Annotated in this window: 20 protein-coding genes and 1 tRNA gene; 18 read left to right on the top strand and 3 right to left on the bottom strand. The window is 37.6% G+C overall.

Translation table 11 applies throughout. The annotated features are described in order from the left end of the window. Positions 1-13 precede the first annotated feature (13 nt). The 6 genes from pyrH (at position 14) to F596_RS0102110 (ending at position 5,352) form a co-directional block, all read left to right on the top strand. Positions 14-724 carry a UMP kinase gene (pyrH, locus tag F596_RS0102135; protein WP_026302353.1) on the top strand — a complete coding sequence of 237 codons (711 nt, stop codon included), beginning with the start codon at positions 14-16 and terminating at the stop codon, positions 722-724. A 240-nt stretch (positions 725-964) separates the two neighbouring features. Then, complete coding sequence (locus tag F596_RS0102130; RefSeq protein WP_019035688.1) at positions 965-3,061, top strand: protein-disulfide reductase DsbD family protein; 2,097 nt, start codon at positions 965-967, stop codon at positions 3,059-3,061. A 6-nt stretch (positions 3,062-3,067) separates the two neighbouring features. Next, positions 3,068-3,502: a hypothetical protein gene (locus tag F596_RS0102125; protein WP_008450176.1), complete on the top strand. Its 435-nt coding sequence runs from the start codon at positions 3,068-3,070 to the stop codon at positions 3,500-3,502. A gap of 53 nt (positions 3,503-3,555) precedes the next feature. Beyond that, on the top strand, positions 3,556-4,443 hold the full coding sequence (locus F596_RS0102120) for a hypothetical protein (RefSeq protein ID WP_019035687.1): 888 nt from the start codon (positions 3,556-3,558) through the stop codon (positions 4,441-4,443). Positions 4,444-4,449: 6 nt separating this feature from the next. Continuing rightward, the gene (locus tag F596_RS0102115; protein ID WP_019035686.1) at positions 4,450-4,935 is read left to right on the top strand and encodes a peptidase S41; all 486 of its coding nucleotides are present in this window, start codon (positions 4,450-4,452) and stop codon (positions 4,933-4,935) included. Between the two features lie 27 nt (positions 4,936-4,962). Continuing rightward, positions 4,963-5,352 (top strand): PqqD family protein, encoded by a 390-nt coding sequence (locus F596_RS0102110; RefSeq protein ID WP_019035685.1) that lies wholly within the window; start codon positions 4,963-4,965, stop codon positions 5,350-5,352. A gap of 113 nt (positions 5,353-5,465) precedes the next feature. Here F596_RS0102110 and F596_RS0102105 read toward each other — a convergent pair whose 3' ends face one another. After that, positions 5,466-7,658: a S9 family peptidase gene (locus F596_RS0102105; protein WP_019035684.1), complete on the bottom strand. Its 2,193-nt coding sequence runs from the start codon at positions 7,656-7,658 to the stop codon at positions 5,466-5,468. A gap of 112 nt (positions 7,659-7,770) precedes the next feature. Between F596_RS0102105 and F596_RS11975 the strand changes: the two genes are divergently transcribed. Both F596_RS11975 and F596_RS0102095 read left to right on the top strand, forming a co-directional pair. Then, complete coding sequence (locus F596_RS11975) at positions 7,771-7,911, top strand: hypothetical protein (protein ID WP_008450196.1); 141 nt, start codon at positions 7,771-7,773, stop codon at positions 7,909-7,911. Between the two features lie 19 nt (positions 7,912-7,930). Next, positions 7,931-9,265 (top strand): MATE family efflux transporter, encoded by a 1,335-nt coding sequence (locus tag F596_RS0102095; RefSeq protein ID WP_019035683.1) that lies wholly within the window; start codon positions 7,931-7,933, stop codon positions 9,263-9,265. A 96-nt stretch (positions 9,266-9,361) separates the two neighbouring features. Here F596_RS0102095 and phoB read toward each other — a convergent pair whose 3' ends face one another. Further along, on the bottom strand, positions 9,362-10,048 hold the full coding sequence (phoB, locus tag F596_RS0102090; RefSeq protein ID WP_019035682.1) for a two-component system response regulator PhoB: 687 nt from the start codon (positions 10,046-10,048) through the stop codon (positions 9,362-9,364). Between the two features lie 215 nt (positions 10,049-10,263). Between phoB and F596_RS0102085 the strand changes: the two genes are divergently transcribed. The 10 genes from F596_RS0102085 to F596_RS0102040 all read left to right on the top strand — a co-directional run bounded on the left by F596_RS0102085 (position 10,264) and on the right by F596_RS0102040 (position 22,104). Then, entirely contained in the window at positions 10,264-11,508 is a 1,245-nt protein-coding gene (locus tag F596_RS0102085) for a sigma-54 interaction domain-containing protein (protein ID WP_019035681.1), read from the top strand. A gap of 27 nt (positions 11,509-11,535) precedes the next feature. Then, the gene (locus tag F596_RS0102080) at positions 11,536-12,084 is read left to right on the top strand and encodes an LptE family protein (RefSeq protein ID WP_019035680.1); all 549 of its coding nucleotides are present in this window, start codon (positions 11,536-11,538) and stop codon (positions 12,082-12,084) included. A gap of 18 nt (positions 12,085-12,102) precedes the next feature. Beyond that, positions 12,103-12,888, top strand: a complete 786-nt coding sequence (locus tag F596_RS0102075) for a hypothetical protein (RefSeq protein ID WP_008450073.1) — start codon at positions 12,103-12,105, stop codon at positions 12,886-12,888. 11 nt (positions 12,889-12,899) lie between these two features. Continuing rightward, complete coding sequence (secG, locus tag F596_RS0102070; protein ID WP_024992591.1) at positions 12,900-13,268, top strand: preprotein translocase subunit SecG; 369 nt, start codon at positions 12,900-12,902, stop codon at positions 13,266-13,268. A gap of 89 nt (positions 13,269-13,357) precedes the next feature. After that, a tRNA-His gene (locus tag F596_RS0102065) sits at positions 13,358-13,433 on the top strand. A gap of 612 nt (positions 13,434-14,045) precedes the next feature. Next, entirely contained in the window at positions 14,046-16,379 is a 2,334-nt protein-coding gene (locus tag F596_RS0102060) for a TonB-dependent receptor (RefSeq protein WP_019035678.1), read from the top strand. 5 nt (positions 16,380-16,384) lie between these two features. Then, a complete protein-coding gene (locus tag F596_RS0102055) occupies positions 16,385-17,890 on the top strand; it encodes a hypothetical protein (protein WP_019035677.1) in 1,506 nt (501 codons plus the stop codon). Between the two features lie 83 nt (positions 17,891-17,973). Further along, a complete protein-coding gene (locus F596_RS0102050; protein ID WP_024992594.1) occupies positions 17,974-19,434 on the top strand; it encodes a hypothetical protein in 1,461 nt (486 codons plus the stop codon). A 38-nt stretch (positions 19,435-19,472) separates the two neighbouring features. Beyond that, a complete protein-coding gene (locus tag F596_RS0102045; protein WP_024992595.1) occupies positions 19,473-20,858 on the top strand; it encodes a DUF4876 domain-containing protein in 1,386 nt (461 codons plus the stop codon). A gap of 145 nt (positions 20,859-21,003) precedes the next feature. Then, the gene (locus F596_RS0102040) at positions 21,004-22,104 is read left to right on the top strand and encodes a DUF4876 domain-containing protein (protein WP_019035674.1); all 1,101 of its coding nucleotides are present in this window, start codon (positions 21,004-21,006) and stop codon (positions 22,102-22,104) included. 162 nt (positions 22,105-22,266) lie between these two features. Here F596_RS0102040 and F596_RS0102035 read toward each other — a convergent pair whose 3' ends face one another. Continuing rightward, entirely contained in the window at positions 22,267-23,646 is a 1,380-nt protein-coding gene (locus F596_RS0102035) for a TolC family protein (protein WP_019035673.1), read from the bottom strand. Positions 23,647-23,669: the final 23 nt, after the last annotated feature.

Raw genomic sequence — 23,669 nt, 5'->3', positions numbered from 1 at the left:
TAAAAGAAGATATATGGCAAGGTTTAAACGTATTTTATTAAAGCTCTCAGGTGAAAGCTTGATGGGGAAACAGGGGTATGGCATTGATCCTGAAAGGTTAAATGACTATGCTCAACAGATAAAAGAAGTGCATGATATGGGTGTTCAGATAGGAATAGTAATAGGTGGAGGCAATATCTTTAGAGGGCTAAGTGGCAGTCAGAAAGGCTTTGATCGTGTGAAAGGAGACCAAATGGGTATGTGTGCTACTGTAATCAATTCGCTTGCGCTTAGCTCTGCACTTGAGGCTATTGGCACAAAGGCTAAAGTGTTTACTGCTATTCGTATGGAGCCTATAGGAGAGTTTTATAGTAAGTGGAAAGCTATAGAGGCTATGGAGCATGGCGCTGTAGCAATAATGTCTGCAGGGACAGGCAATCCTTATTTTACAACAGATACAGGGTCGAGCCTTCGAGGTATAGAGATAGAGGCAGATGTAATGCTTAAAGGAACTCGTGTAGATGGTATTTATACTGCTGATCCGGAAAAAGAGCCTACAGCAACGAAGTTCTCTGAAATAACTTACGATGATATTTATAAAAAAGGACTTAAAGTAATGGATCTTACAGCCACTACTATGTGTAAAGAAAACAATCTACCTATTTATGTTTTTAATATGGACGTCTTAGGTAATCTCAGAAAGGTTATACTGGGAGAAGATATTGGCACTTTGGTGCATAACTAAATTATGTTTATAAACTAATAATTATTTTATATAATAAAGAAGATTATAATAAAAATACTTATAGAGCTATAGATAGATGAAAATAGGACTTTTTAAATATTTTAAAATTGATAATAATATAAAAGATTAAGGGAAAAGCATTTTTCCTTTAATCTTTTCGTTTTTATTAACAGTTCTGTTTCGGACAATCTTATCATTCTTTTTGTATATTTGTAATGCAAACGATTATTTTCCAATAATATGAAGATAACTAAAATTTTATTATTTTTTATACTACTATTTGTTTCTACTTTTACTTTCGCTCAAGGACAGCCAGTGCATTTTAGTGTTCAGCAGAAAAAAGTATCTCCAACAGAGCTGCATATTATGTTTAAAGGCATTATTAATGATGGTTGGCATGTTTATTCTACTGACTTACCTGCAGGTGGCCCAATATCTACCAGCTTAACAATAGAGAAGGCTATAGGTGTAAAGCCTATAGGCAAACTTATAGCAAAGGGAAGAGAAATAAATTTAAATGATCCTGTGTTCTCAATGAAACTACGTTATTTTGAGAAACAAGTTACTTTTATTCAGAAGTATAAGATAACAGGCAAGGTTTATAATATCAAAGGTTATTTAGAGTATGGCTCGTGTAATGATGAGTCGTGTATGCCTCCTACTGATGTTGAGTTCGATTTTAAGGGTAATGGCCCTGCAACTTTACCTGATAAAGAAGAGGCTATAGAGACAGAACTTACAAAGAAAGAATCTCCCCAAACATCTACTATAGATAATGTAGGTTTGCAAGCTTCAGAAAAAAAAGATAGCAGTTTCACCCCTGAAGCTATTTCCGATTCTGCAAAGGCGCTTATAGTAGCACCAGCACAACCTATGTCTGTAGAAAAACAATGGTGGACTCCTGTTATAAAAGAGCTTAAGTCTTTTAATCAAATACCAGATGGTCAAAGTCAGTCGCTTTGGTATATTTTTGTAATGGGTGTTGTTGGGGGATTAGTAGCATTGCTCACTCCATGTGTTTGGCCTATTATACCAATGACGGTAAGCTTTTTTCTTAAAAGGGCTAAGAATGATCGTAAGAAAGGCATACGCGATGCTATTACTTATGGTATATCTATTATTGTCATTTATATGGGATTGGCTTTATTTATAACAGCTATCTTTGGACCACAACGTCTTAATGCTTTAGCTACCAATGCACCTTTTAATATATTTTTCTTTTTAATGTTAGTGGTGTTTGCGTTTAGTTTCTTTGGGTGGTTTGAGCTGTCATTACCATCATCATGGGGAAATGCGGTGGATAATAAAGCATCTGCTACGACAGGATTGTTATCAATCTTTCTTATGGCTTTTACCCTATCATTAGTAAGTTTCTCATGTACAGCTCCTGTGGTAGGCTTACTTTTAGTACAGGCTGTTACCAGTGGAGATTATATAGCTCCTGCTATAGGTATGCTTGGGTTTGCTTTAGCATTAGCTTTACCCTTCACTCTTTTTGCTTTATTTCCCACATGGCTTAAGCAAGCACCAAAGTCAGGGTCTTGGATGAATATGATAAAGGTAGTATTAGGGTTCGTAGAACTGGCTTTTGCTTTGAAATTCTTCTCTGTAGCCGACCTTGCTTATGGTTGGCATTTGCTTGATCGTGAAGTGTTCTTATCACTTTGGATAGCAATTTTTGGTCTGTTGGGATTATATCTTATAGGAGTCTTTAAGTTTCCTCATGATGATTCTGATAAGAAATATATGCCAGTACCTGCTATAATGTTAGGATTGCTCTCTATAGCTTTTACCGTATATATGATACCAGGCTTATGGGGAGCACCGTGTAAGGCTATTAGCGCTTTTGCTCCTCCTATCAATACGCAGGACTTTAATTTAGCTCCTAAAACAGTACATGCCGCTTATACCGACTATGATGAAGGCATGCGTGCGGCTGCTGCAGCAGGTAAACCTGTATTATTAGACTTTACTGGCTTTGGCTGTGTTAATTGTCGTAAGATGGAATCTTCAGTGTGGAGTGATAATCGTGTGGCAGATAAGCTTATGAAAGATTATGTTCTAATATCTCTTTATGTAGATGATAAAACACCTTTAAAGGAACCTATTAAGGTAAAACGTTCAGATGGTACAGAACGTACTCTGCACACTGTGGGAGATAAGTGGAGTCATTTAGAAGAAACAAAGTTTGGTTATCTTGCACAGCCTTTCTACGTTCCTTTAGATAATATGGGTAAACCTCTTAATAATAGTTATGCTTTTAAGGAAGATGTTTCGGCTTACTTAGATTTTCTTGATAAAGGATTAGATAATTATACAAAAAAGAAAAACAAATAAAAAGATATGAGATTATTAAAGTTAGTATTAATATTAGTTTTTATAGTAGGATTTACGTCGTTGTCTAAAGCTAAAGGTTATCTACCTGCTAAGATATATATGTTTGGCTTTGCTGCTTCTTTCAATGATTCTACGGTATATTTTACAGATATTCAGGAAGTGAATGCTTATGTAAATAATGATCGTAATCATTTCTTAGTGGGTAGAAGTGCTTATTCTTTCCAATTACGTAATTACTTACAAACATCGAAAAGGTCTTTATATCCCACATGTGTAACAGTGTATGCTACGACAAAAGCAGAGATAAACAAAAAATATTTAGCAATAAAAAAGAAATATTTGCCTATATCTAAAGGTAAGGCAAAGGGTACTAATAGGTATTTTATAGAAACTATTCCTATAAGCGAATTTGCATATTCTATCAGCAAACCTATAGAATAAAGATAGCAATGACCTGTATATAAAAAAAGGAAAACTACTTAAAAGATAAAGATATGAGTATCAATAATTTTTGTATAGCAGAACTAACTGTTCGCATAATTTTTGAGAAAAGTGGGCGTGATGATATGCATTTATTGCCGTCTTTAGAGCCATTTAGAGTAGATAACATTGATGGAGATGCAGTGTTAGAGGTTATTGTTAAAGAAAAGCTGTCTCCGCTTTCAGCTAATCAGCTCCAGCGTATAAGAGATTTTGATACAGGTAATGGTGATATTATAGTAGACCATATAAAAGGGGGCGGTTATCAATTTTCTTTTTTAGATATAGATAACGTTAAATGTTGTCTTTTACATGTAGATAAGACTTTTTCTAAGTGTGTATGTGCTGTAGAAGGTAACAGTGTAAGGCGTGCTTTTGGTCTAAATAATGCGTTGATGCTATCATTTTCTTTGGCAGCAGCATCACATGAAACATTATTAATACATGCGTCTTTAGTGCGTAATAATGGGTATGGATATGCGTTTATAGCAAAGAGTGGAACAGGAAAATCTACACAAGTAAGTATGTGGCTGCGTTATATTCCTGATTGTGATTTGATGAACGATGATAATCCTATAGTGCGAATTATAAATGATGAGGTGTTTATATATGGAAGTCCGTGGAGTGGTAAGACGCCTTGTTATCGTAATGTGAAAGCAAGGCTTGGATCTATTACGCGTATAGCTCGTGATACTTGTAATTGGATAGAGGAGCTTACTCCGACACAAGGTTTTGTTTCTTTATTACCATCGTGTTCTTCTATGAAGTGGGATCATGAGATACATGAATTTGTTTGTAATACTATTACGAAAGTAGTAGAGAAGAGTAAGTTATATATTTTGCATTGTTTGCCAAATAAAGAAGCTGCCGAGGTGTGTTATAATACTATTGCAAAAAAGTAAACGTTTATGAATAAACAAAATGTAGAAAGAGAAAATTTACATATTTCGAATGGCTTGTTTTTCCCAGAGGTAGTTAGACTCTTAAAAGAAGGATATTCTGTAACCATACCTTTAAAAGGATATTCTATGCGGCCTTTCCTTGAAAGTGGTCGGGATAAAGCCATTTTAAAAAAGCCTTCTTCAATATCTGTTGGTGAGCCAGTGCTATGTGAAATATTTCCCAATCATTTTGTTTTACATAGGATAATATCTATACAGGGAGATGATATTACATTGCTTGGCGATGGCAATATTGTTACAGAGACTTGTAAGAGAGATAATGTTGTAGGTGCTGTGGTAGGATTTTACCGAAAAGGTAGAGAAAGCTTAGATAAAACCACAGGAAGAAAGTGGAAGATATATAGTGCTTTGTGGATGTTTCTTCGTCCAATAAGGCGTTATCTGTTAGGTGTTTATAGTCATGTATGGATACCTTTGTTTGGAACAATTTAAAAGGCATATAATAAAAGAAAAGTAACTATGAAAGTAAAGAGCGGATTTAATCTTCGCAATGTATGTGGTGAAGATCTTATTGTGGCTGAAGGTGAAGAGAATATCGACTTTAGTGATGTTATTTCTATGAATAAAAGTTCTGTAATATTATGGAAAGAAGCACAACGCTTGGGAACTTTTACCATAGAAGATCTTGTAAAGCGTCTTTGTAGCATTTATGATATTGACGAAGATACAGCAAAAGCAGATGTAAAAGAATTAGTATATCATTGGGGTGAAATGGGTATTATAGAAGGAGATGACATTCCTGTGGTAACTATTAAAAGAAATACTGAGGATAAGAAAGATAATTTTTCTAAGGAAAAAGAAAAACAATCTCCTAAAAAAGGCTTTTTTAGAAGATTGTTTAAGCTATAAGGTTAGAACATAATCTTTACTACATTACATAATAAGTCTTTATAGTTACTTGTTATAGTATATAAATATTACATTGTAAGGAGTAATTATAAAGATTTATTTTATATATGTTTTTACAGGTTATTAACAAACCATTCTGCTATTTGTCTTAGCAAGAAGTGGCGTGTGTTACCTCCATGAATGCCATGGTTACGGTTAGTAAAAATGTTTTCCTTAAAGTCTTTATCTGCTTGTACTAACGCTTCTGAATATTCAAAAACGTTTTGTGGGTGTACATTATCATCAGCAAGGCCGTGGCATAACAGAAGTTTTGTGTTCATGTTGTGTACACGCTTTATAGGATTTATATCGTATCCAGCTTCGTTTTCTTGAGGGGTGCGCATGTATCTTTCGGTGTAAACAGAGTCGTAAAACCTCCAATCAGTAGGAGGAGCTATAGCTACTGCTGCTTTAAAAACGCGGTTAGCACTTTGGCTAATACTCATTAGCGTGTTAAATCCTCCAAAGCTCCAGCCCCAAATGCCTATGCGATTAGCGTCAATATATGATAGTTTGCCTAACCATTTAGCTGCTTCTACCTGATCTTTTGACTCTAACTCGCCTAACTTCAGATAAGTGCATTTCTCAAAATCTGCTCCTCTTGCACCGGTACCTCTACCATCTACACACACTACTATAAAGCCTTTTTGCGATAAATAATAATCGAATAGTCCACCGTTCCCCATAGATCCGATGCTCCAGTTGTCAGTAACTTGCTGACTTCCAGGTCCACTATACTGAAACATTATTACGGGATACTTTTTTGTTTCATCAAAGTTAGCAGGTTTTATCATCCACCCATTGAGTTTTATACCTTCGCTTGTGGTTAGTGAGAATAGCTCTTTTGGGGCGTTTTCAAATGTTTTTAGTTTGTTTTTCAGTTCTTCGTTGTTAAGGACTTCGCGTACCATTTTCCCCTTTTTGTCGTAAATGGTGTAGACGTAGGGATTGTTGCGATTGCTCCATGTGTTAAGAAAATATTTATAATCACCAGAGAAATGAGCGACATTCCAGCCCGTTTTAGGTGATAGGCAAGTAACTTTGCCCTGCTTATCTGCAACAAACACATCGCGTGTCATCGGACTTTTTTTTGCTGCTTGATAGTATGTGTTGCCTGTAGCTTCATCGTAGCCATATATAGCGGTAACATCATAGTTGCCTTTTTCTATTTGGCGAATGAGTTTACCATCTTTACTGTATAGATATAGATGCATGTAACCATCTCTATCAGATGGTATTAATATATAGTTTCTCATAATACAGACCCCTGCCATAGCCTCTTCTTTTACATATTTAGGTACACTCTCTTTTATTATTAGAGCACATTTCCCCGTAGTAGGGTTAGCTGCATAAAGATTAAGCTCGTCTTGATGACGGTTCATGGTGTATATTATGATACGTGAGGCATCGCTTGTTGTTTTTATGCGAGGTATATAGCTGTCTATAGTTAGTGGGAGATTATACTGTAGGGTTTTACCATTTGTTAAGGAATACGTCCACGCAGTAACTATAGAGTTGTCTTCGCCTGCTTTCGGATATTTATATGTGTATAGGCTGGGATATGTTCTACATTTGCTTAAAGCAGGGTATGCTCCTTGAAAAAGCTGTAAAGAGTATGTCTTTACTTTGCTTTCATCGTATTTTATCCAGCTAAGTGTTTTGCTGTCTGCGCTCCACGCTAAGGCGTTATTAAATCCAAACTCTTCCTCATTGACCCAGTCAGGTAAGCCGTTGATAATCTTGTTAAACTCTCCATCAGATGTTATTTGTTTTTCTTTCTCTCCATCGGTAATAAAGATGTTGTTTTTTCTCACAAAGGCTATGTATTTGCTGTTTGGTGAGAAAGTAGGTATTTGTTGTGCACCGTTTGTAGATAGCTTACTAAGGCTTTTTGTATTAACGTTATATAGATAGAATTCGGCAGTAAACGACCGCCTGTATATAGGCTTCGTGTTGGTTTGAATGAGCAGTTTTAAGCCATCTTCTGATATTTTATAGTTATCAAATTCTTTTATATTTTCCCCTTTTGTGTTATTTATATCAAAGATAACACCCGTTTGTTTTCCTGTTTTAAACGAGTATTTTATTATTTTTTTATGGTCTTCTGATATTTGGGCATATTCAGAAGAGCCTTTCAGGGGGTTAATACCTTGGATGTATTTCGGAGCAAAAGAGCCGTTAGTACAATCCTTTAGCTCAATGGGTTCTCCTGCAAAGGAGTGGAGTGTGGTTAATACTGTTGCACACATAAGTAGAAAACGTTTCATATTTTATTTTATTTTATCTATCGCAAAATTACGAATTTATCTCTATAAACTTTTGTATTTAGCATCGAAACAGCTAATTTTGTTCATTAAAAAAATAAATAATAGTTTGGATATGAATTTTGATAAGATAGAAGCTGATAGCCGAAAGATGGAGTTGATACGTGTTTTAGAACATTCTATAGAGCGTCTTTCTTTAGCCGAATTAGAGGCGTTGTATTATGATTTAGTGGCTAAAGATTATATCCGCAAATAAAATAAAGTAAGTTTTTCTTATGTTTAATAGTCGTAGCAAGGAGATTCTCCGTTTAGCTATACCTTCTATAACAAGTAATATTACTATTCCTTTGTTAGGTCTTATAGATCTTGCTATAGTGGGTCATATAGGAGATCAGACGTATATTAGTGCGATAGCAGTAGGAACGATGGCTTTTAATATTATGTATTGGCTATTAGGCTTTCTTAGAATGGGAACGAGTGGCTTAACCTCACAGGCTTATGGCAGGAGCGATAGGCTTGAGTGTCTTGCTTTGTTGCTTCGTTCTTTGACTATAGGTTTAGGTATGGGGTGTGTGTTTGTGTTAATGCAAGTGCCGTTATGTAAGGGTCTTTTCTTTGTTTTAGATGTCCCATTAGAGTCGGTTTCTTTAGCAAGCACTTATTTTGGAGTAGTCATTTTTGGTGCGCCTGCCATGTTAGGGCTATATGGTCTTATGGGTTGGTTTATAGGAATGCAAGATACTCGCACACCAATGCTTATAGCTATATTACAAAATGTAGTTAATATCATTAGTTCGCTTTTTTGTGTTTACTTGCTAAATTGGCACATGGAGGGCGTTGCTACTGGCACGTTGCTTGCCCAATGGTTTGGCTTTCTTTTATCTCTTTATATGGCATATCGTAAGGTTAGGGGCTTACATCTTAAGGCTTTTAGTGTTTCTTATTACAAGAAAGTGTATATTAAGACTATTAAGGGTAAGGCGGCTTGGTTTGATTTCTTTGCAGTAAATAGGAATATCTTTTTACGTACGTTATGTCTTGTTATAGTTAATATGTTTTTTACTAAGGCAGGCGGCTTGCAAGGCACTATGATTTTAGCTGTAAACACTCTCTTAATGACGCTTTTTACTATCTTTTCTTATTTCATGGACGGCTTTGCTTATGCCGCCGAAGCTCTTTCGGGTAAGTATTATGGAGCAAAAGATCTGTCTACTTTACGTTTGTTAATAAAGCAGCTTTTTATCTTTGGAGGTGTTGTTGCCTTGCTTTTTACGGCTCTTTATGCTTTTGGAGGTTTGCGTTTTCTTCATTTGCTTACAAGCGATGATAAGGTAGTATGCTCTGCTTTACCTTATTTATATTGGGCTTGTTTTATACCTATTGCCGGTGTAACAGCTTTTATTATGGACGGTATCTTTGTGGGATTAACCGAAACTAAGGGAATGCTTTGGTCGTGTTTTATAGCTGCTGCTATGTTTTTCTTAGTTTATTTCATGCTTCGTGGTAAGCTTTATAACGATGCTTTATGGTTGGGCTTTTTATCTTTTCTGCTTACTCGGGGTGTTGTAGAGCTTTGGTGGATAAGGCATAATACTGCTATTTGCTCATAGCTAAAAGGCTGCTGTGTTATGGGTATTAGTATGGATAATGTTGTAAAGATGTTAGTTTTATGATTATATGCACGGTAGAGGCTTATGTTGGCTTGCTTATTTCTCAAAGCAATAGCCAAATCCTTGCCGTGTAACTAAGTTTTTTGCCATAGAGCCTAACTTCTTTCTGATGCGAGTAATGTTTACATCTATTACCCTATCCACTACCATAACATCATTGCTACGTATTGTTTTAAGCAGCTCTTTGCGCGAGAACACTCTTCCGGGGTGTTTTAAAAGGTAGCTAAGCAAGTCGAATTCGGTCTTTGTAAGGTTAATGTTCTTGCCGTCTATAAGCAGAAGCTTTGTGGTGAGGTTTAGCGATAGCGATTTGTATGTTATCAGATTAGCACTATCTGTATTAATATTGCTGTTTCGTCGCAAAACAGCCTTTACCCTTAATATCAATTCGCGCACAGAGAAAGGTTTTGATATATAGTCGTCTGCTCCAAGTGTAAGCCCCGTTATAGTGTCGTTTTCAGTGTCGCGAGCTGTTACAAAGATTATTGAGGCGTTAGAGGTAGTAGGGGTTTCTTTAAGCTTTTGTGATAGCTTAAATCCAGACATCTGCCCCATCATCACATCTAATATAAATAATTGGAACGAAGAGAGGTCGTTGCGAGCTAATACCTCTTCTGCTGAATGGGCTGTTTCTACATCGTATCCTTCCGTTTCAAGATTGAATTGTATTATCTCACATAAGTCTTGCTCATCGTCTACCACTAATATCTTACTTTTTTCCATGAGGGTTATACTTTGTTTTTTTGTGTTACAAATTTATTAAAAATAATCAGATAACAGAAAACATCATAAAAAATACCTTTCCAAAACTGTTTTATATATATATATAAATGTTAGAAAAGTTTTCCCTAAGATACGTAAAAAGGATAACTTTGTAGAGTGAAAAGTCTGCCAAAATTGCAGAATATTAAAAATAAAGATGTAATTTTGTCATTACAATGAATACAACTGAACTTCAGAAAATAAAGCAGCGATATAATATTGTAGGTAACAATAAAGAGCTTAATCGTGCCTTAGATGTAGCCTTGCAGGTAGCACCTACCGATTTGTCTGTGCTCATCTTTGGCGAAAGTGGTGTAGGTAAGGAGATTATTCCTCGTGTTATTCATGACAACTCTCCTCGCAAGCGTGAGAAATATTTAGCTATCAACTGTGGTTCCATTCCCGAAGGCACTATAGACAGCGAGCTTTTTGGGCATGAGAAAGGCTCTTTTACAGGAGCTATAGGCGATAGTGAGGGCTATTTTGGCATAGCTAATAAAGGCACTATCTTTCTCGATGAGGTGGGAGAGCTGCCAATGGCTACTCAGGCTCGTTTGTTACGCGTATTAGAAACTGGTGAGTATATACGTGTAGGAGGCACAGACATACGTAAGACCGATGTCCGTATTGTTGCTGCTACTAATGTAAATGTGCGTAAAGCTGTTAGCGAGGGTAAGTTTAGAGAAGACTTGTTTTATCGTTTAAACACTATTCCTATACAGATGCCACCACTGCGCGACCGTGGAAATGATATTTTGTTACTGTTTCGCCTTTTTGCTATGCAGATGTCAGAGAAATACCATTTACCAAAGGTTGTGCTTTCTGATGAGGCTAAGCAGATAATGTTACAATATAAGTGGCCGGGCAATGTGCGTCAGCTAAAGAACATAACAGAGCAGATTTCCATATTGAGCGAAGATGCAGATATTACCGCTGAGAAGTTATTACAGTTTATCCCGCGCGACCAAGAGAGCACTCAGTTAGCTACTATAGGCACAGGTAGCTCTCATTCATACGAGAATGAGCGTGAGATGTTGTATAAGATACTCTATGAGCTGCGAGGTAATGTAAGCGATTTGAGGCGCGATCTTAACTCTATGCGTAAGCAGTTAGAGGAAGGTGCTGTCCACACTACAGCCCATTCTTTTGCCTCTACACACACGCCCAATGTCCCAGCAGTGGCAAGTAAGGCTCCCCTTGCCAGCGAAACAGCTAATGAAGAGGCAGTAGAAGAGGCAGATGCTGAAGAAATATCAGAGCCTTCATCTCTTAACCTAAGCGATATAGGCAGGCAAATGGTAGAGAAAGCTCTTATTCGTAATAATGGTAATCGTAAGAAAGCCGCGCAGGAGTTAGGTATTAGCGATAGGACCTTATATCGCCGTATTAAGCAATATGGCTTAGAGAAATTAGCAAAATAATAAATTAGGGGAAACCAAGAAGCTATGATGAGAATATTTAAGTATATATATAAGGTAAAGGGAAAAGACCTGTTAGCGGCTTTTCTATGGTGTGTTATGGTAATAACATTGCTTGCGGCGTGTAAGATAAGTTATAAGTTTAATGGTGCAAGTGTAGATTATGCCAAGGTGCATACTATCCAGATAGCCGATTTTCCTATCCGTTCTGCTTATGTGTGGGGTCCGATGGGTCCGATGTTTAATAATGCTTTAAAAGATATTTATGCTAATCATACTAAGCTGCAGCAAGTAAAACGTGGTGGCGACTTGAGGGTAGAGGGCGAGATAGTGAGCTATCAGCAGCGTAATAAGAGCATCTCAAGTGAGGGACGTTCCTCTCAAACAGAGCTTTCCATTACGGTGAATGTGAGGTTTACTAACACTACTAACCATAAAGAGGACTTTGAGCGTCAGTTTACAGCCACATCTACGTATGAGTCTACAAAGAGCCTTCAGGCCGTTCAGCAGCAGTTGGTAGAGGAAATGATAAAAAATATTACCGATCAGATTTTTAATGCTACATTAGCTAACTGGTAATAGGAAAAGTTATTTATAATGAACATTACATCTTTAATATCTCATCCAGAGCTTCTTGATAAGGCTACGCTTTATGAGCTACGTAACCTAATAGCCTTATATCCTTATTATCAGCCTGCGAGAGTGTTGCTTTTAAAGAACTTGTTTCTTCTCCATGAGCCTACTTTCGATGAAGAGCTGCGTCGTGCTGCTGTGTATATTACCGATAGAAGGGTGTTGTTTGATATTGTAGAAGGTGTTCATTATCAGTTAATACAAAAAAAGAATGATGCTCATAAAAGTCAAGACGCAGCCCTTAAGAAAGACGATGCAGCCCCTGAAGACCGCACAACGTCGCTCATTGATAGCTTCTTAGACCAGATACCTGAAGATTATGACAATGCTTCAGGCGGCTCCTCTTCAAGCGAAAAGCCCACTGTGGCTGATGCTACGGTAGACTATGTGGCATATTTGCTAAAGGCAGAAAGCAGCACACCTTCTTCTGAAGAGCAGCAGCTTAAGGGACAAGAGCTGATAGACAATTTTATTAATAACGACGGTGGTAAGATAACCTTGCATAGAGAAGAGGACGACGCTTTAGATAAGGAAGAGGAAAATGTGCCGCAAGAGGACGAAAGCAATGATGCAGAAGATGCTGGTTACTTCACCGAAACTTTGGCACGCATCTATATCAAACAAGGTAGATATTCTAAAGCACTGGAAATTATTACACGGTTAAATTTGGATTATCCAAAAAAAAATCGTTACTTTGCAGACCAAATACGTTTCTTAGAGAAACTTATCATTAATAATAATAAAAAATAATACAGTAGCAGATGTACACTTTATTCATTGTTTTAATTGTAGTTGTAGCTCTTTTAATGATTTGTATTGTATTGATACAAGAGTCGAAAGGTGGCGGTTTGTCGTCTAATTTCTCTTCTTCTAATGCTATTATGGGCGTCCGTAAGACTACCGACTTTGTAGAGAAAGCCACTTGGACTTTTGCTGCCTTAATGGTAATAATTAGTATAGCAAGTGCCTACGTTGCTCCTACGGCAAGCACTGATGAAAGCGTTATAGAGAAAGCTGCTACAAGCGATCAGCCTACTAACCCTAACAACTTGCCTAACTTTGGTGCAAGTCAGCAGAAGCAGGCTACTCCTACGAAGCAAGCTGCTCCAATAGCTCCTGCAAAGAAATAAAAAGGATAAGACGTTTTTTTTTCATATTTATTTTGAGTATTCAAATAAAGTTTGTATCTTTGCACTCGCTTTAGATAAGTACTCAATACGGTGGACGTAGTTCAGTTGGTTAGAGCGTCAGATTGTGGTTCTGAATGTCGTGGGTTCGAGTCCCACCTTCCACCCTGTGAAAAGCAAGTGAATACCTAATATTTAGGTATTCACTTTTTTTTTGTTTGCTACCAAGCGTCCTTTCTTAGCTTAGTGTATATAAAAAATAGAGCAGCGGTTTTAGTTTTTTTATGGATTAAATCGAAAAAACAGCACCTGTGATATTTTCTTAAAAGAAGAAATATAATGTATAAACAGGTAAAAGATATTTTTATTATAAAAAAAGGCTTATTGATGGTGATTAAAAATAATCTATTTTTATACTAAAAATAGATTAAAAACACTACAAAAATAACCTATTTTTATTATCTATACCTCCCTTATTCTTCTTCTATATGTGCCTTAAAGCGTGGTAAAACATGGGGTTTACCACTTTTGTGGTTGTAAAGAAAAATATAAATCTTTTTTATCCTCATTTATTAGGATAGCTATTTTGTAAAAATACCTACTTTTGGTGATAGCTCTTTTTAAACAGATAGAAAAAAGAACTATACCTTTGCATCAAATTATATTATCAACTAAATAAAAATGTTAAGAAATTTTCGACATCCACAGGTGTGCGGGTTAAGTTTGCGAAAGATTGTGAAGGAAACATTGTTGTTAGTATCCTTATTGTTTTTTAGCAATATGACCTATGCCGGAATTGTGGTTAATCAAGAAAAGTCCGTAATGGCTGCGTCAGATAAGGCGAGTGTCGTTATTACTGTTGTGGACTCACAATCCGGCGATCCTATTCCCGGAGCGGTGATACGTAGTAGCGATTTAGATAATCCTTGTGTAACTGACCAAGCTGGACGTAGTACTTTAGTGTTTAAGCAAAGTACGGGTAAATCAAAAGTTACTGTGTCTTACATTGGCTACAAAAACAGTGTTATTTTTGTAAACATGCAAGACGGTGCTAAGGTTACTGTAAGGTTAAAGGAAGATGCACAGACGTTGAAAGGTGTTACCGTTACTACTCAGCGCAGGCACACTAACACTTTGCAGCAAGCTGCTGCCATAGATCAGAGCGTTTTGGAAAAGGGAGGTGCCACTTCGCTTGCTAAGATGCTGGAAACTATACCTGGTGTTAGCTCTATTAGTGCAGGTAGCACCGTTGCAAAGCCTGTTATACAAGGTATGCACAGTAGCCGTATTTTGCTTATGAATAATGGTGTGAAGCTCGAAAGCCAAAGCTGGGGTAACGACCATGCACCTGAGATAGACTATACTGGTGCCAGTATGGTAGAGGTAGTAAAGGGTGCAGAGTGTATACGTTATGGTTTTGGTGCTATGGGTGGTGTTGTTTTGCTTAACGACGCTCCTTTACCTTATGGGCATAAGAAGCCTATAGTAAAGGGAGTAGCTAATATAGGTTACGATACTAACGCACGCGGTGTGAGCGGTTCAGGAAGTATTGAAGCAGGCTGGAAAAATTTTGGTGTGCGTTTCCATGGCAATTATACCAAAGGTGGCGATTATCATACTCCGGAATATATAATGAATAACACTGGCTATAATAATATAAGCATGTCTGCCTTAGGAGGCTTTGAGAATAAGCATATTACAGCAACAGTGCTTGCGAGCTTGTTTTATCAGCGCGAAGGAATATATTTTGGTAGCCAGATATCAGACCTTACACAGCTTCAGGAGCGTTTCCGCATAGGGCGTCCGTTAGAGTCGTCATTGCAGCCTTTCTCTTATAATATAGGTATACCTTTCCAGCAGTCGCAACACTTTACGTTAAAAGGTGAGGTAAAATATCGTATAGACCCGACTCAGACGTTAGATCTTACGGTGTCTTTCCAAGAGAATTTGCGTCAGGAATATGAAAACCGTATGAAGAAAGAGTGGAGCGTTATACCTATGCAAGACCTTATCTTAAAGACTTATAAGGGCGACCTTTCTTATAAAAAGACGTGGAAGCCTTTCAAGATGTCTACTTTTGCGGGTTTAGCTAACACATATCAGTCTAATTATAATTTCCCTGGTACAAGAAATCCTGCCTTTGTGCCAAACTTTGCTGCCCTTACCATGGGTGCATTCTTGCTGCAAAAGGCTACATTCTTAGAAAAGCTGCAATGTGAGCTGGGTTTGCGTTACGACTTCCGTGTTATGAGTGTAAGTGGTTACACTACGCTAAACGCTTACAACTATTATGACGACTTTAAGGTATATAGTAATTTTACCTCAAGTTTCGCAGCTCATTACCAGTTTAATGACAATTGGGATATGCGTGCTAACATAGGTTGGTCATGGCGTCCACCAGATATTAATGAGCTTTATGCCATTGGTCTTCAGGAAGGTTCTTACTGGGTAGTGGGAAACAGAAACCTAAAGAGTGAGCGTGGCTGGAAGTCTATTTTGGGCGCAAGATATCGTAACACATGGATATCTGTAGAGCCAAGTATGTTTTATCAGCGCATTAATAGCTACATATACGACCATATAGGTTATGGTGTGGATCGTTTTCATAACAGTCCGAGCGGAAAGTATGCTAAGTTTATGTACGACCAAGACGATGTTAGGTTGTGTGGTGGCGATGTAGAGGCTACTGTAAAGCCTGTTAAAGGTTTGAGCGTAGTGGCTAAAGGTGAATGGATTTTTGCTCGTAACGTTACCCGCGACGACTGGTTACCATTCATGCCTTCAGATAAGTACGGCTTGTCTGCAAGCTATGACATGGCTTTTGGTAAACAGAAAAAGACTGTTGCTTCTTTCTCTTTATCAGGCGATTATGTTACAAAGCAAAACCGTTTCGATCCTAATAAAGATTTGGTTCCCGTATCTCCAGACCCTTATTTCTTGCTTGGAGCATCGGCTGATGTTACATTTAAGCTGCCTGGCAAGAGAGAGGTGAAGTTTATGTTGATAGGAGACAATATCCTTAATACATTATATAAAGAATATACCGACCGCTTTAGATATTATGCACACGAGCGTGGTATGAACTATTCTTTGCGTACACTAATTAAATTTTAAAGACAATGTTACGATATAAAATATTTATATACTCTATTATTTTAGCATGTGGCAGCTTGTTAACATCTTGCTCTACAGATAAAGTAGACGACTTCTTAAGGAGTGTAGTAAAGGCACCACCTGCTTCTATCGAGTATAATGGTAAAGGCCACTCACAGATATATTCCGTAAGTGCTGTTCTTAGAATGGGCTTTAAGGGCGGTAATATAAAGGTGGGTAACTTTGGTGCCGACAACAGTATAGATAACACTTACAATCAGGATTCGTATAACATGATAAGTGTTAATACCGATGCCGTAGGCAACTATCCTTTAATGCAACAGATAGAGATTAGCAAGGGCGATGATGGCCAGATGCAGATAACCAGCGAGCGCGACCACTTCGACGTTGTAGCTTCAAACGATGTTTATTATGGTCTTGAGCTTACCTATTACGGGGCTAATCACCAGATTATAAACGGTGAGTTTATCCAGTTTTATTATAATAAAAATGGTACTCCAGACTATGACAACTCTACCTTGGTGCAGCACCAGCATTTCTTTACCATTGGTAACGAGGTGTTAAGACATCGTTACAGTATAGATGGTAAAACCATAAAGAGCGACAGCAAGCAAGGTTTTTATCCACATACCTTAGGTAAAGATCCTGTTTTCTATACAGACTTTACCTTTGAAAAAGATGGCGATAAGCTAAAGCAATGTGATATTACTACTACTAACGCCGTGCCAGGTCCTTTAGATGGAGATGCTTTAAAGCCAGTTCCATACGATACCACCTTAATGGCAAAGGCAGTTAACGACTTTTCTTCTTTGAAAGATAACACTGCAGAGTGGAATGGTCATAGGTTTTATCAGGCTATCAGTGTGCCTCATGCAGCCGAAAAAGCAAGCGAACTCTTTACATACGAGTATCGTGATACCGACCCATTTGAGCATCAGTTAGGCTATGAATACCAAGAGGGTAGTGGCGATGGTGGTGTTGTAACAGATGGTACAAACACTCTTAGACAGCGTCAGGGCGACTTTGTGGAGCTTTTACATCAGATGCGTAAGATAGGTACAGGCAATTCTAACTTCTTAGACCGTATGGGCTTTAAAGGCGTTATGCAGTTTAAGCAGGCTAATACAGAGTTTGCCTTACAGGTTAGCCTGTGTAATATAGTTTCGCAGCAGGCAGCAGAGGGTAAGAATAGTAAGATTACTATTTGGCCTAAATATGGTAATGAAGATCCTGAAGCTAATGTGAAAGCCCCAGAGATAGCAGGCAGTATTCACCAAGGAGCAGAAACAGGTCTTTACAGGTTTAATCAGATAAAATCAGAGTGGAGCAATCACGACATCGACATTCCTTTAACATTCCGTGTTATAGCCGACATGAATGACGGTGAAGACAAGTTTGTGCAAGATTTCTCTAAGTATTACCCTAAGATGGGGTCTGACCTTATAAAGAAATATTTCTTCTCTAAAGATTATTTAATCTCGAGAAATAGAAAGAATATATTTGTCATGTAAAAAATAGTGCTTATCTATGAGAAGCCTATAAGATATAGACAATTTTAAAGAAGACTTATATATACATATATAAAAAAAACAAAATGAAGAAATATAGTTTTTCGCTCGTTCTCTTGTTGATATTATGCTGCACTTCATGCGATGATTTCGTTTTTGGAAATATGCATATCAACTATACCGAGAACCCGTTGGAACAAAAAGAAGTGCCACATAGTGGTGCTGACGCTATGGTAGATAGCTTGCAAAGGAAAGCTCCATTTACCGAAGATATGAAAGATCCTGATAAGGACGGAGCCTTTCACAACTGGGCACGCTGTGTAGTAATGTTTAAGGAAGGCCACTCACATGGTGATGAGAAGTTCCATGGCAACTATGTTTACCCAGCAGCTCCTTGGCGTCAAGAGGAGTTTGTAGTTGTCGAAAACAACAATACAGATTTTCCTACAGTAAAGGTAGAATGGGAAAAGAGCATACAGACGGTCTTTGAGAAGAAGTTGGGCAAGCCTACCCCCAAGCAACCTTACATTCGCCTTATAGGTGGAGATAAAAACCTTTGGGGTATATGCTTATATTTCTTAGATAAAGACGGTAAGCTGCTTAACGACGAGATATACAAGCATTCTGATGAGTATCAGATATTCTTTACCATTAGCGATGTAGACGATAAGGGCAAAGATTATAAGGTAATGGACTGTAGAGGTACATGGCAGTTAGATAAAAACGGAGAAAATGGCAAAGTAGATCCAACGCCTCTTGAGTCGCCTTATTTTAAGAAAGTAGATGACGATACGAACTTAGGTGATACTAAATTCGAGCGTAGGCAGAACGCTACTAAAAACTTGTTTGAGTATTTTTATCGCGACACATGGCACCAGAATGCTATGGCAGATGGTATGCGCGAGTTTTATAACATTCGTTTGTTACCTCCTCTCGACGCTTCCGATGCTAATTCGTGTGCTACATACGATAAAGACTGTGTAGGCTTAAAAGGGCATATCAACTTTTACTATGAGGCTAATGAGCCTTCTTCTAACTTTAGACCATATATAGATGAGAGAGTAGGGGCAAGTTATACAAACGACACATGGCCTTTTAAGGTAAAAGGTTTTACAAGCGATCACGAAAAGTATTCTCGTCCTTCATACATCTTACCTTATTTTTATCTTTCTGTAAGGGTTATGAAGATAAAGAAAGGTAAAAAGGCTTACATTCCTAAGGCTACCATTGCTAATAAAGAGTTAGACTATGCTGGTTATTGGGACTGGATGAAGAGCGTAAAAGCATGCGCGCCTTTCTATGATCCTTACTGGGACTCTAAGGTAACATCACTCGAAAAGCCAGAATGGAAAGAGCTTACACGCTTTAATATTCCTATAAAGGTGTATTGTAACAGGTTCGATTCCGACCCTACTAACGTTTCTCCTACAGAGCCTTATTATTATTATCTTGGCAAGGAGATAGGTTTAACAGGCGAAGAGGCATACGGGGCAAGCCAAAATGTTAAGACACATGGCTTTGGAGCCTTCGGTAACTGGTTCTTATAAACGAGAGCAGATATAATTAACTATAAAAGATCAAAGATATGAAAAAAATCAATTGCATGTTAGCGTTGGCGTGCATGTCGTTGTCAACGCTTTTCGTTGGGTGTCAGAGAAATGGGGATATGCCCAATAAAACTGATGCTAATTCTAAAGTAAACCACCTTATCTTTAAAGAGGTGTTTTATACAGGGTATCTTACTTGGAAAGATTTATCAATGTATAAAATGGATAGCCAATATGCGAGATATACCGATGCTAACTATTTAGTGATAGCTAATCCTACCGATAAGCCTATATCGCTTGCTAATATGGCTATAGCTGTGCATGCTGCAGACCCAAGCATGCAATATTCTTTGCAAGCAGAAGGTAATGGTACTTTTGTTAATCGTTATTATGGCATTAGCGGAATGTCTTATTTCCCTAACGACCCTGTAACAAAAAAGCCACATATTATTCAGCCTGGCGACAGCGTAATAATAGTAAAATACGCTTGCGATCATAAAAAGAAGTTCTTTGAAGAGAACGAAATAGAAACAGGAAGCGAATACGCATCTAAGTCATCGGACTATATGGGTTGGGAGGCTTTACCAGATTATAGCAAGCTGCCTAAGGATAAAACCTTTGAGCTATGTAACCAACGTGAACCTAACCCTGATGATAAATATGATAATAAGGATATTCCTAACATGAAGGATTTGGTTTTATGGGACGATTTACCTTTTAGTGGTGTAGACCAGAGCATGCGTATAGCTTTAGTTAAGCTGCCTGACGGCGACGCTACAAAGCCTCATGTAAAAGATGCAGAGGGCTTTTTCCCTGATGAGTCTCCACGCTCTCGTAATAACTGGTATGCGTTATACGAACATTATGCTACAGAGAGAGATGCTATAAATGATGAATCTGATCCTGCTAAGAAAAAGGCGTTAGAAGATAAGAGCAAATATCCTACAGCTTACTATCAAGAGATATATGTTAAAGGTGGCACCAGTCTTCCTGCAACAATAGAGCTTGACTACAACTGGGTGGTAGACTTCTTAACTATATGCCCTTCTTCAAATAAGAAGTTTGACCTTCTTACTGCTCCAAGTGAGGTTACTATGTATGATGCTAAGGGGCGTCCAATAATGGAGAATGGCAATGAGAAGAAAGAAAAGGTATGGTGGTATGATGCTGGTACTGCAAGCGTATGTAAAAGAATTTATGGTAGTGCCGATTTTGCTAACACATCTTTCAACCCTCTCGATATGCAAGGAGCTTTGATACGTAGAACAGATGGCAAGGGCTTTGTGGCACAGATGAACTCAAGCCTTAACTTCGCTAAGGGCATTCCTTCTCTTTGTAAGCGCGATGAGAAAGGAAAACCAACGTTTAATGCAGAAGCTTATTGGAAAGTAAATTCTATACAAGCTCGCACAAAGAAAAAGTAAGCATTAGAATAAAAAAAAAGATAGATTATTTTTTTTATTAACAAAGGTGTAAGTTCGTAGATATGCGTAGAACCTTTTCCCACATACCTTTGGACTTACACCTATTTTGTATACATATATATTAATATAACTAACAAATAAAACAATGAAGAAAACTATTTTATGCGCTTTGGCTATAATAGCGCTGTTTGCTAACTGTACCCGTAATGGTGACATAATTGAAGACAAAAACAATGCAGAGGCAAAATCTCCAGACTTGATAATAAAAGATATTTATTACGCTGGTAACTATATGATTACACCTAATGGTGATAAGTCAGAAGAAACTGACGATAAGTTTATTTCTATTTATAATCCTACCGACCATGATATAAGTCTTGAGAATACAGTATTGGCATTATGTTTGTATGATGCGGCAGAACCTGTTGCGTTTACAAACCCTAAAGACGATTATACTCAAAAAGGTTTTGGAGTATCAAATATGATAGGTTTCCCATTGAATAAAGACAATAAGCCTTATGTTGTAAAGAAGGGAGAAACTATTGTTATTGCCATGAACGCTGTTAACCATGCAGAGCATCAAAAGAAATATTTGGAAGATTCTGAGGCAGATCCTAAGCAATATAAAGGCTGGGATAAGTTTATAGATCTTTCAAAGGCTAATTTTGAGTGGGGACAGAATGGTAATGATGAAGTGCCACATATGACTTTCCTTTACTGTGTAGATGACAATAAGGATCAGCAACTTAATATGAAAGATGATAAAACAAAAGTAGGAATTTGGAACGAAGAAGATGCAAGTGATTTTAGCTTTGAGCGAAACTTTACAATAGCACTTATACGCTTGGCAGAGCCTATAAAAAAGATAAAAGCAGATATGACTAATGCTACTACTAATGAAAAGCTACTTAAAGAAGTTGAAAATTCAGGAAGTAAATATGGGCGTTTTGTAAATTGGACAAGCGATGGTCATTCTAAGCATCAAATATTAATGTTTTTACCTAATGAATGGGTAGTAGATGCAGTAAATGTAAGGTATAAGGGGACAACAACCAAGACTTCATATGCACCTATTTCACGAAAATTAGATAAAGCATGGAATGGTGTTTACACTAAAGCTGACGATGATTTAGAGGTAGGCGCAGGAAAAATGCTAACAAGACGTTTTGATGGTAAGAAATTCTCTGATATTGACGACTCTTCAGTCGACTTTGAGGTGAAGCCTGTTGTAGTGCCTAATAAGTAAAGGCATATTTATAAAAACCCTATAGCTTTTGTTTTATAGGGCTGCTATAAATAAAACATAAGTCCACTCATTCTAAAAAAGGTATATATTACCCTATAGAGAATGAGTGGACTTATAATATAAAGAGGTGTAGCCTTAGTAAAAGGCGTGTTTTTTATTGTTTTATTTTGCACCGCCTCCTAAGGCATAATATAGATTTACTATAGCTTGTAGCTTGGCAAACTGTTCTTGCACCTGTACTATTTGAGCGTTTAACAGCCCCTGTTGTGCGGTAATAACCTCTATATACGAGCTTGAGCTTTGCTTATAAAGTAGCTGTGTTTGCTCTACATTCTTTTTTAACACATCTATTTGTCGTTGAATAAGTTTGGTCTTTTCGTTAGCAGAGCTATATCCTACAAGGGCATTGCTAACCTCTGCTCCAGCTGTGAGAATACTGTTTTGCCATTTGTTATAAGCCTGCTTATATTGATCTTGAGTAACACGAAGTCCTGCTTTTAGTTTTCCTTGTGCAAAGATGGGCTGGGTAAGGCTTCCTGCTATGCTAAGAAGTAGTTTTCCAGGGTTTATTAATCCATTACCATTCGACCACGCTGCTGTTGGCGATATGTTTAAAGCAGGATAAAATCTGCTTCGAGCTTCTTGCACGTTATAAAAGCATTGTGCAAGAGCCATCTCGTTAGCATGGACATCGGCGCGATTGCTTAGCTGCTCTATACCAATGCCACCAGAGAAGGTTACAGGAAGAGTTTGATAGTAGAAGTTCCCACGATTAATTTTATGTGCGGGTTCACCTAATAGCAGGCTTAAAGAGTTTTCTGCTTTACGAATATTGTTTCTTATAGTAACTCCTTGTGTTAGAATATTATAATATGCAGCCTCTGCACTTTGCACACTTGTAGAGCGAGCGCGTCCAAACTTTATTTGTAGCTTCATCATATCCCATGTGTCTTTGGCAAGTTTAGCCATGTTTTCCACTATCTCTTTCTGGCTATCAAGCATTAAGAGTGTGTAATACAGGTTAGCAACATTACAAATAAGCGATGTTTGGGCAGCTACTTTATAATCTTTAGCTTGCATGAGCATGGCCTGTGCCGACTTCTTCTGTGCACGGAGTTGACCGAAAAGGCTAACATTCCAGCTTGCAGCAATGGGGAAGGTATAGGCTTTAGTAGGCTCTGGTTGGTTACTAAATTGAGATATTGTCCCTGTAGGGTTTAATATCACATTAGGTAAAAAGGCTAACTTTGCTGCTCTAAGCTGTTGCTCTGCAATGTCTATATTGAGAATTGCATTGATAAGGTTAGGGTTATTGTCAAGCGATCGTTCTATGATTTTCTGTAATAGGGTATCAGTAAAGACGCTGCGCCATGGCAAATTGCCAAAATCGTTAGTACCATCAAGCTGTGCATGGTCGTCTATGGGGTGGCGAACAACGCCTGTCATCTTTGCTTTAGGACGTTTATAGTTGCCATAAAGGCTTTTACAGCCTGTCAAAGACAAGGCTGCAAACGCTATTATAAATATGTGTAATTTCTTCATTTTATAATCTATATGAAAAGTTA

The sequence above is a fragment of the Prevotella amnii DSM 23384 = JCM 14753 genome (assembly GCF_000378745.1).
Lineage (GTDB): Bacteria > Bacteroidota > Bacteroidia > Bacteroidales > Bacteroidaceae > Prevotella > Prevotella amnii.
Note: the sequence above shows the minus strand (reverse complement) of the source record. Positions and strands in the feature narration are given on the sequence as shown.

Bases quoted from the DNA above. Each gene is read 5' to 3' on its own strand.
- pyrH (WP_026302353.1), top strand. From the start codon at position 14: ATGGCAAGGTTTAAACGTATTTTATTAAAGCTCTCAGGTGAAAGCTTG.
- F596_RS0102130 (WP_019035688.1), top strand. From the start codon at position 965: ATGAAGATAACTAAAATTTTATTATTTTTTATACTACTATTTGTTTCT.
- F596_RS0102125 (WP_008450176.1), top strand. From the start codon at position 3,068: ATGAGATTATTAAAGTTAGTATTAATATTAGTTTTTATAGTAGGATTT.
- F596_RS0102120 (WP_019035687.1), top strand. From the start codon at position 3,556: ATGAGTATCAATAATTTTTGTATAGCAGAACTAACTGTTCGCATAATT.
- F596_RS0102115 (WP_019035686.1), top strand. From the start codon at position 4,450: ATGAATAAACAAAATGTAGAAAGAGAAAATTTACATATTTCGAATGGC.
- F596_RS0102110 (WP_019035685.1), top strand. From the start codon at position 4,963: ATGAAAGTAAAGAGCGGATTTAATCTTCGCAATGTATGTGGTGAAGAT.
- F596_RS0102105 (WP_019035684.1), bottom strand. From the start codon at position 7,658: ATGAAACGTTTTCTACTTATGTGTGCAACAGTATTAACCACACTCCAC.
- F596_RS11975 (WP_008450196.1), top strand. From the start codon at position 7,771: ATGAATTTTGATAAGATAGAAGCTGATAGCCGAAAGATGGAGTTGATA.
- F596_RS0102095 (WP_019035683.1), top strand. From the start codon at position 7,931: ATGTTTAATAGTCGTAGCAAGGAGATTCTCCGTTTAGCTATACCTTCT.
- phoB (WP_019035682.1), bottom strand. From the start codon at position 10,048: ATGGAAAAAAGTAAGATATTAGTGGTAGACGATGAGCAAGACTTATGT.
- F596_RS0102085 (WP_019035681.1), top strand. From the start codon at position 10,264: ATGAATACAACTGAACTTCAGAAAATAAAGCAGCGATATAATATTGTA.
- F596_RS0102080 (WP_019035680.1), top strand. From the start codon at position 11,536: ATGAGAATATTTAAGTATATATATAAGGTAAAGGGAAAAGACCTGTTA.
- F596_RS0102075 (WP_008450073.1), top strand. From the start codon at position 12,103: ATGAACATTACATCTTTAATATCTCATCCAGAGCTTCTTGATAAGGCT.
- secG (WP_024992591.1), top strand. From the start codon at position 12,900: ATGTACACTTTATTCATTGTTTTAATTGTAGTTGTAGCTCTTTTAATG.
- F596_RS0102060 (WP_019035678.1), top strand. From the start codon at position 14,046: ATGACCTATGCCGGAATTGTGGTTAATCAAGAAAAGTCCGTAATGGCT.
- F596_RS0102055 (WP_019035677.1), top strand. From the start codon at position 16,385: ATGTTACGATATAAAATATTTATATACTCTATTATTTTAGCATGTGGC.
- F596_RS0102050 (WP_024992594.1), top strand. From the start codon at position 17,974: ATGAAGAAATATAGTTTTTCGCTCGTTCTCTTGTTGATATTATGCTGC.
- F596_RS0102045 (WP_024992595.1), top strand. From the start codon at position 19,473: ATGAAAAAAATCAATTGCATGTTAGCGTTGGCGTGCATGTCGTTGTCA.
- F596_RS0102040 (WP_019035674.1), top strand. From the start codon at position 21,004: ATGAAGAAAACTATTTTATGCGCTTTGGCTATAATAGCGCTGTTTGCT.
- F596_RS0102035 (WP_019035673.1), bottom strand. From the start codon at position 23,646: ATGAAGAAATTACACATATTTATAATAGCGTTTGCAGCCTTGTCTTTG.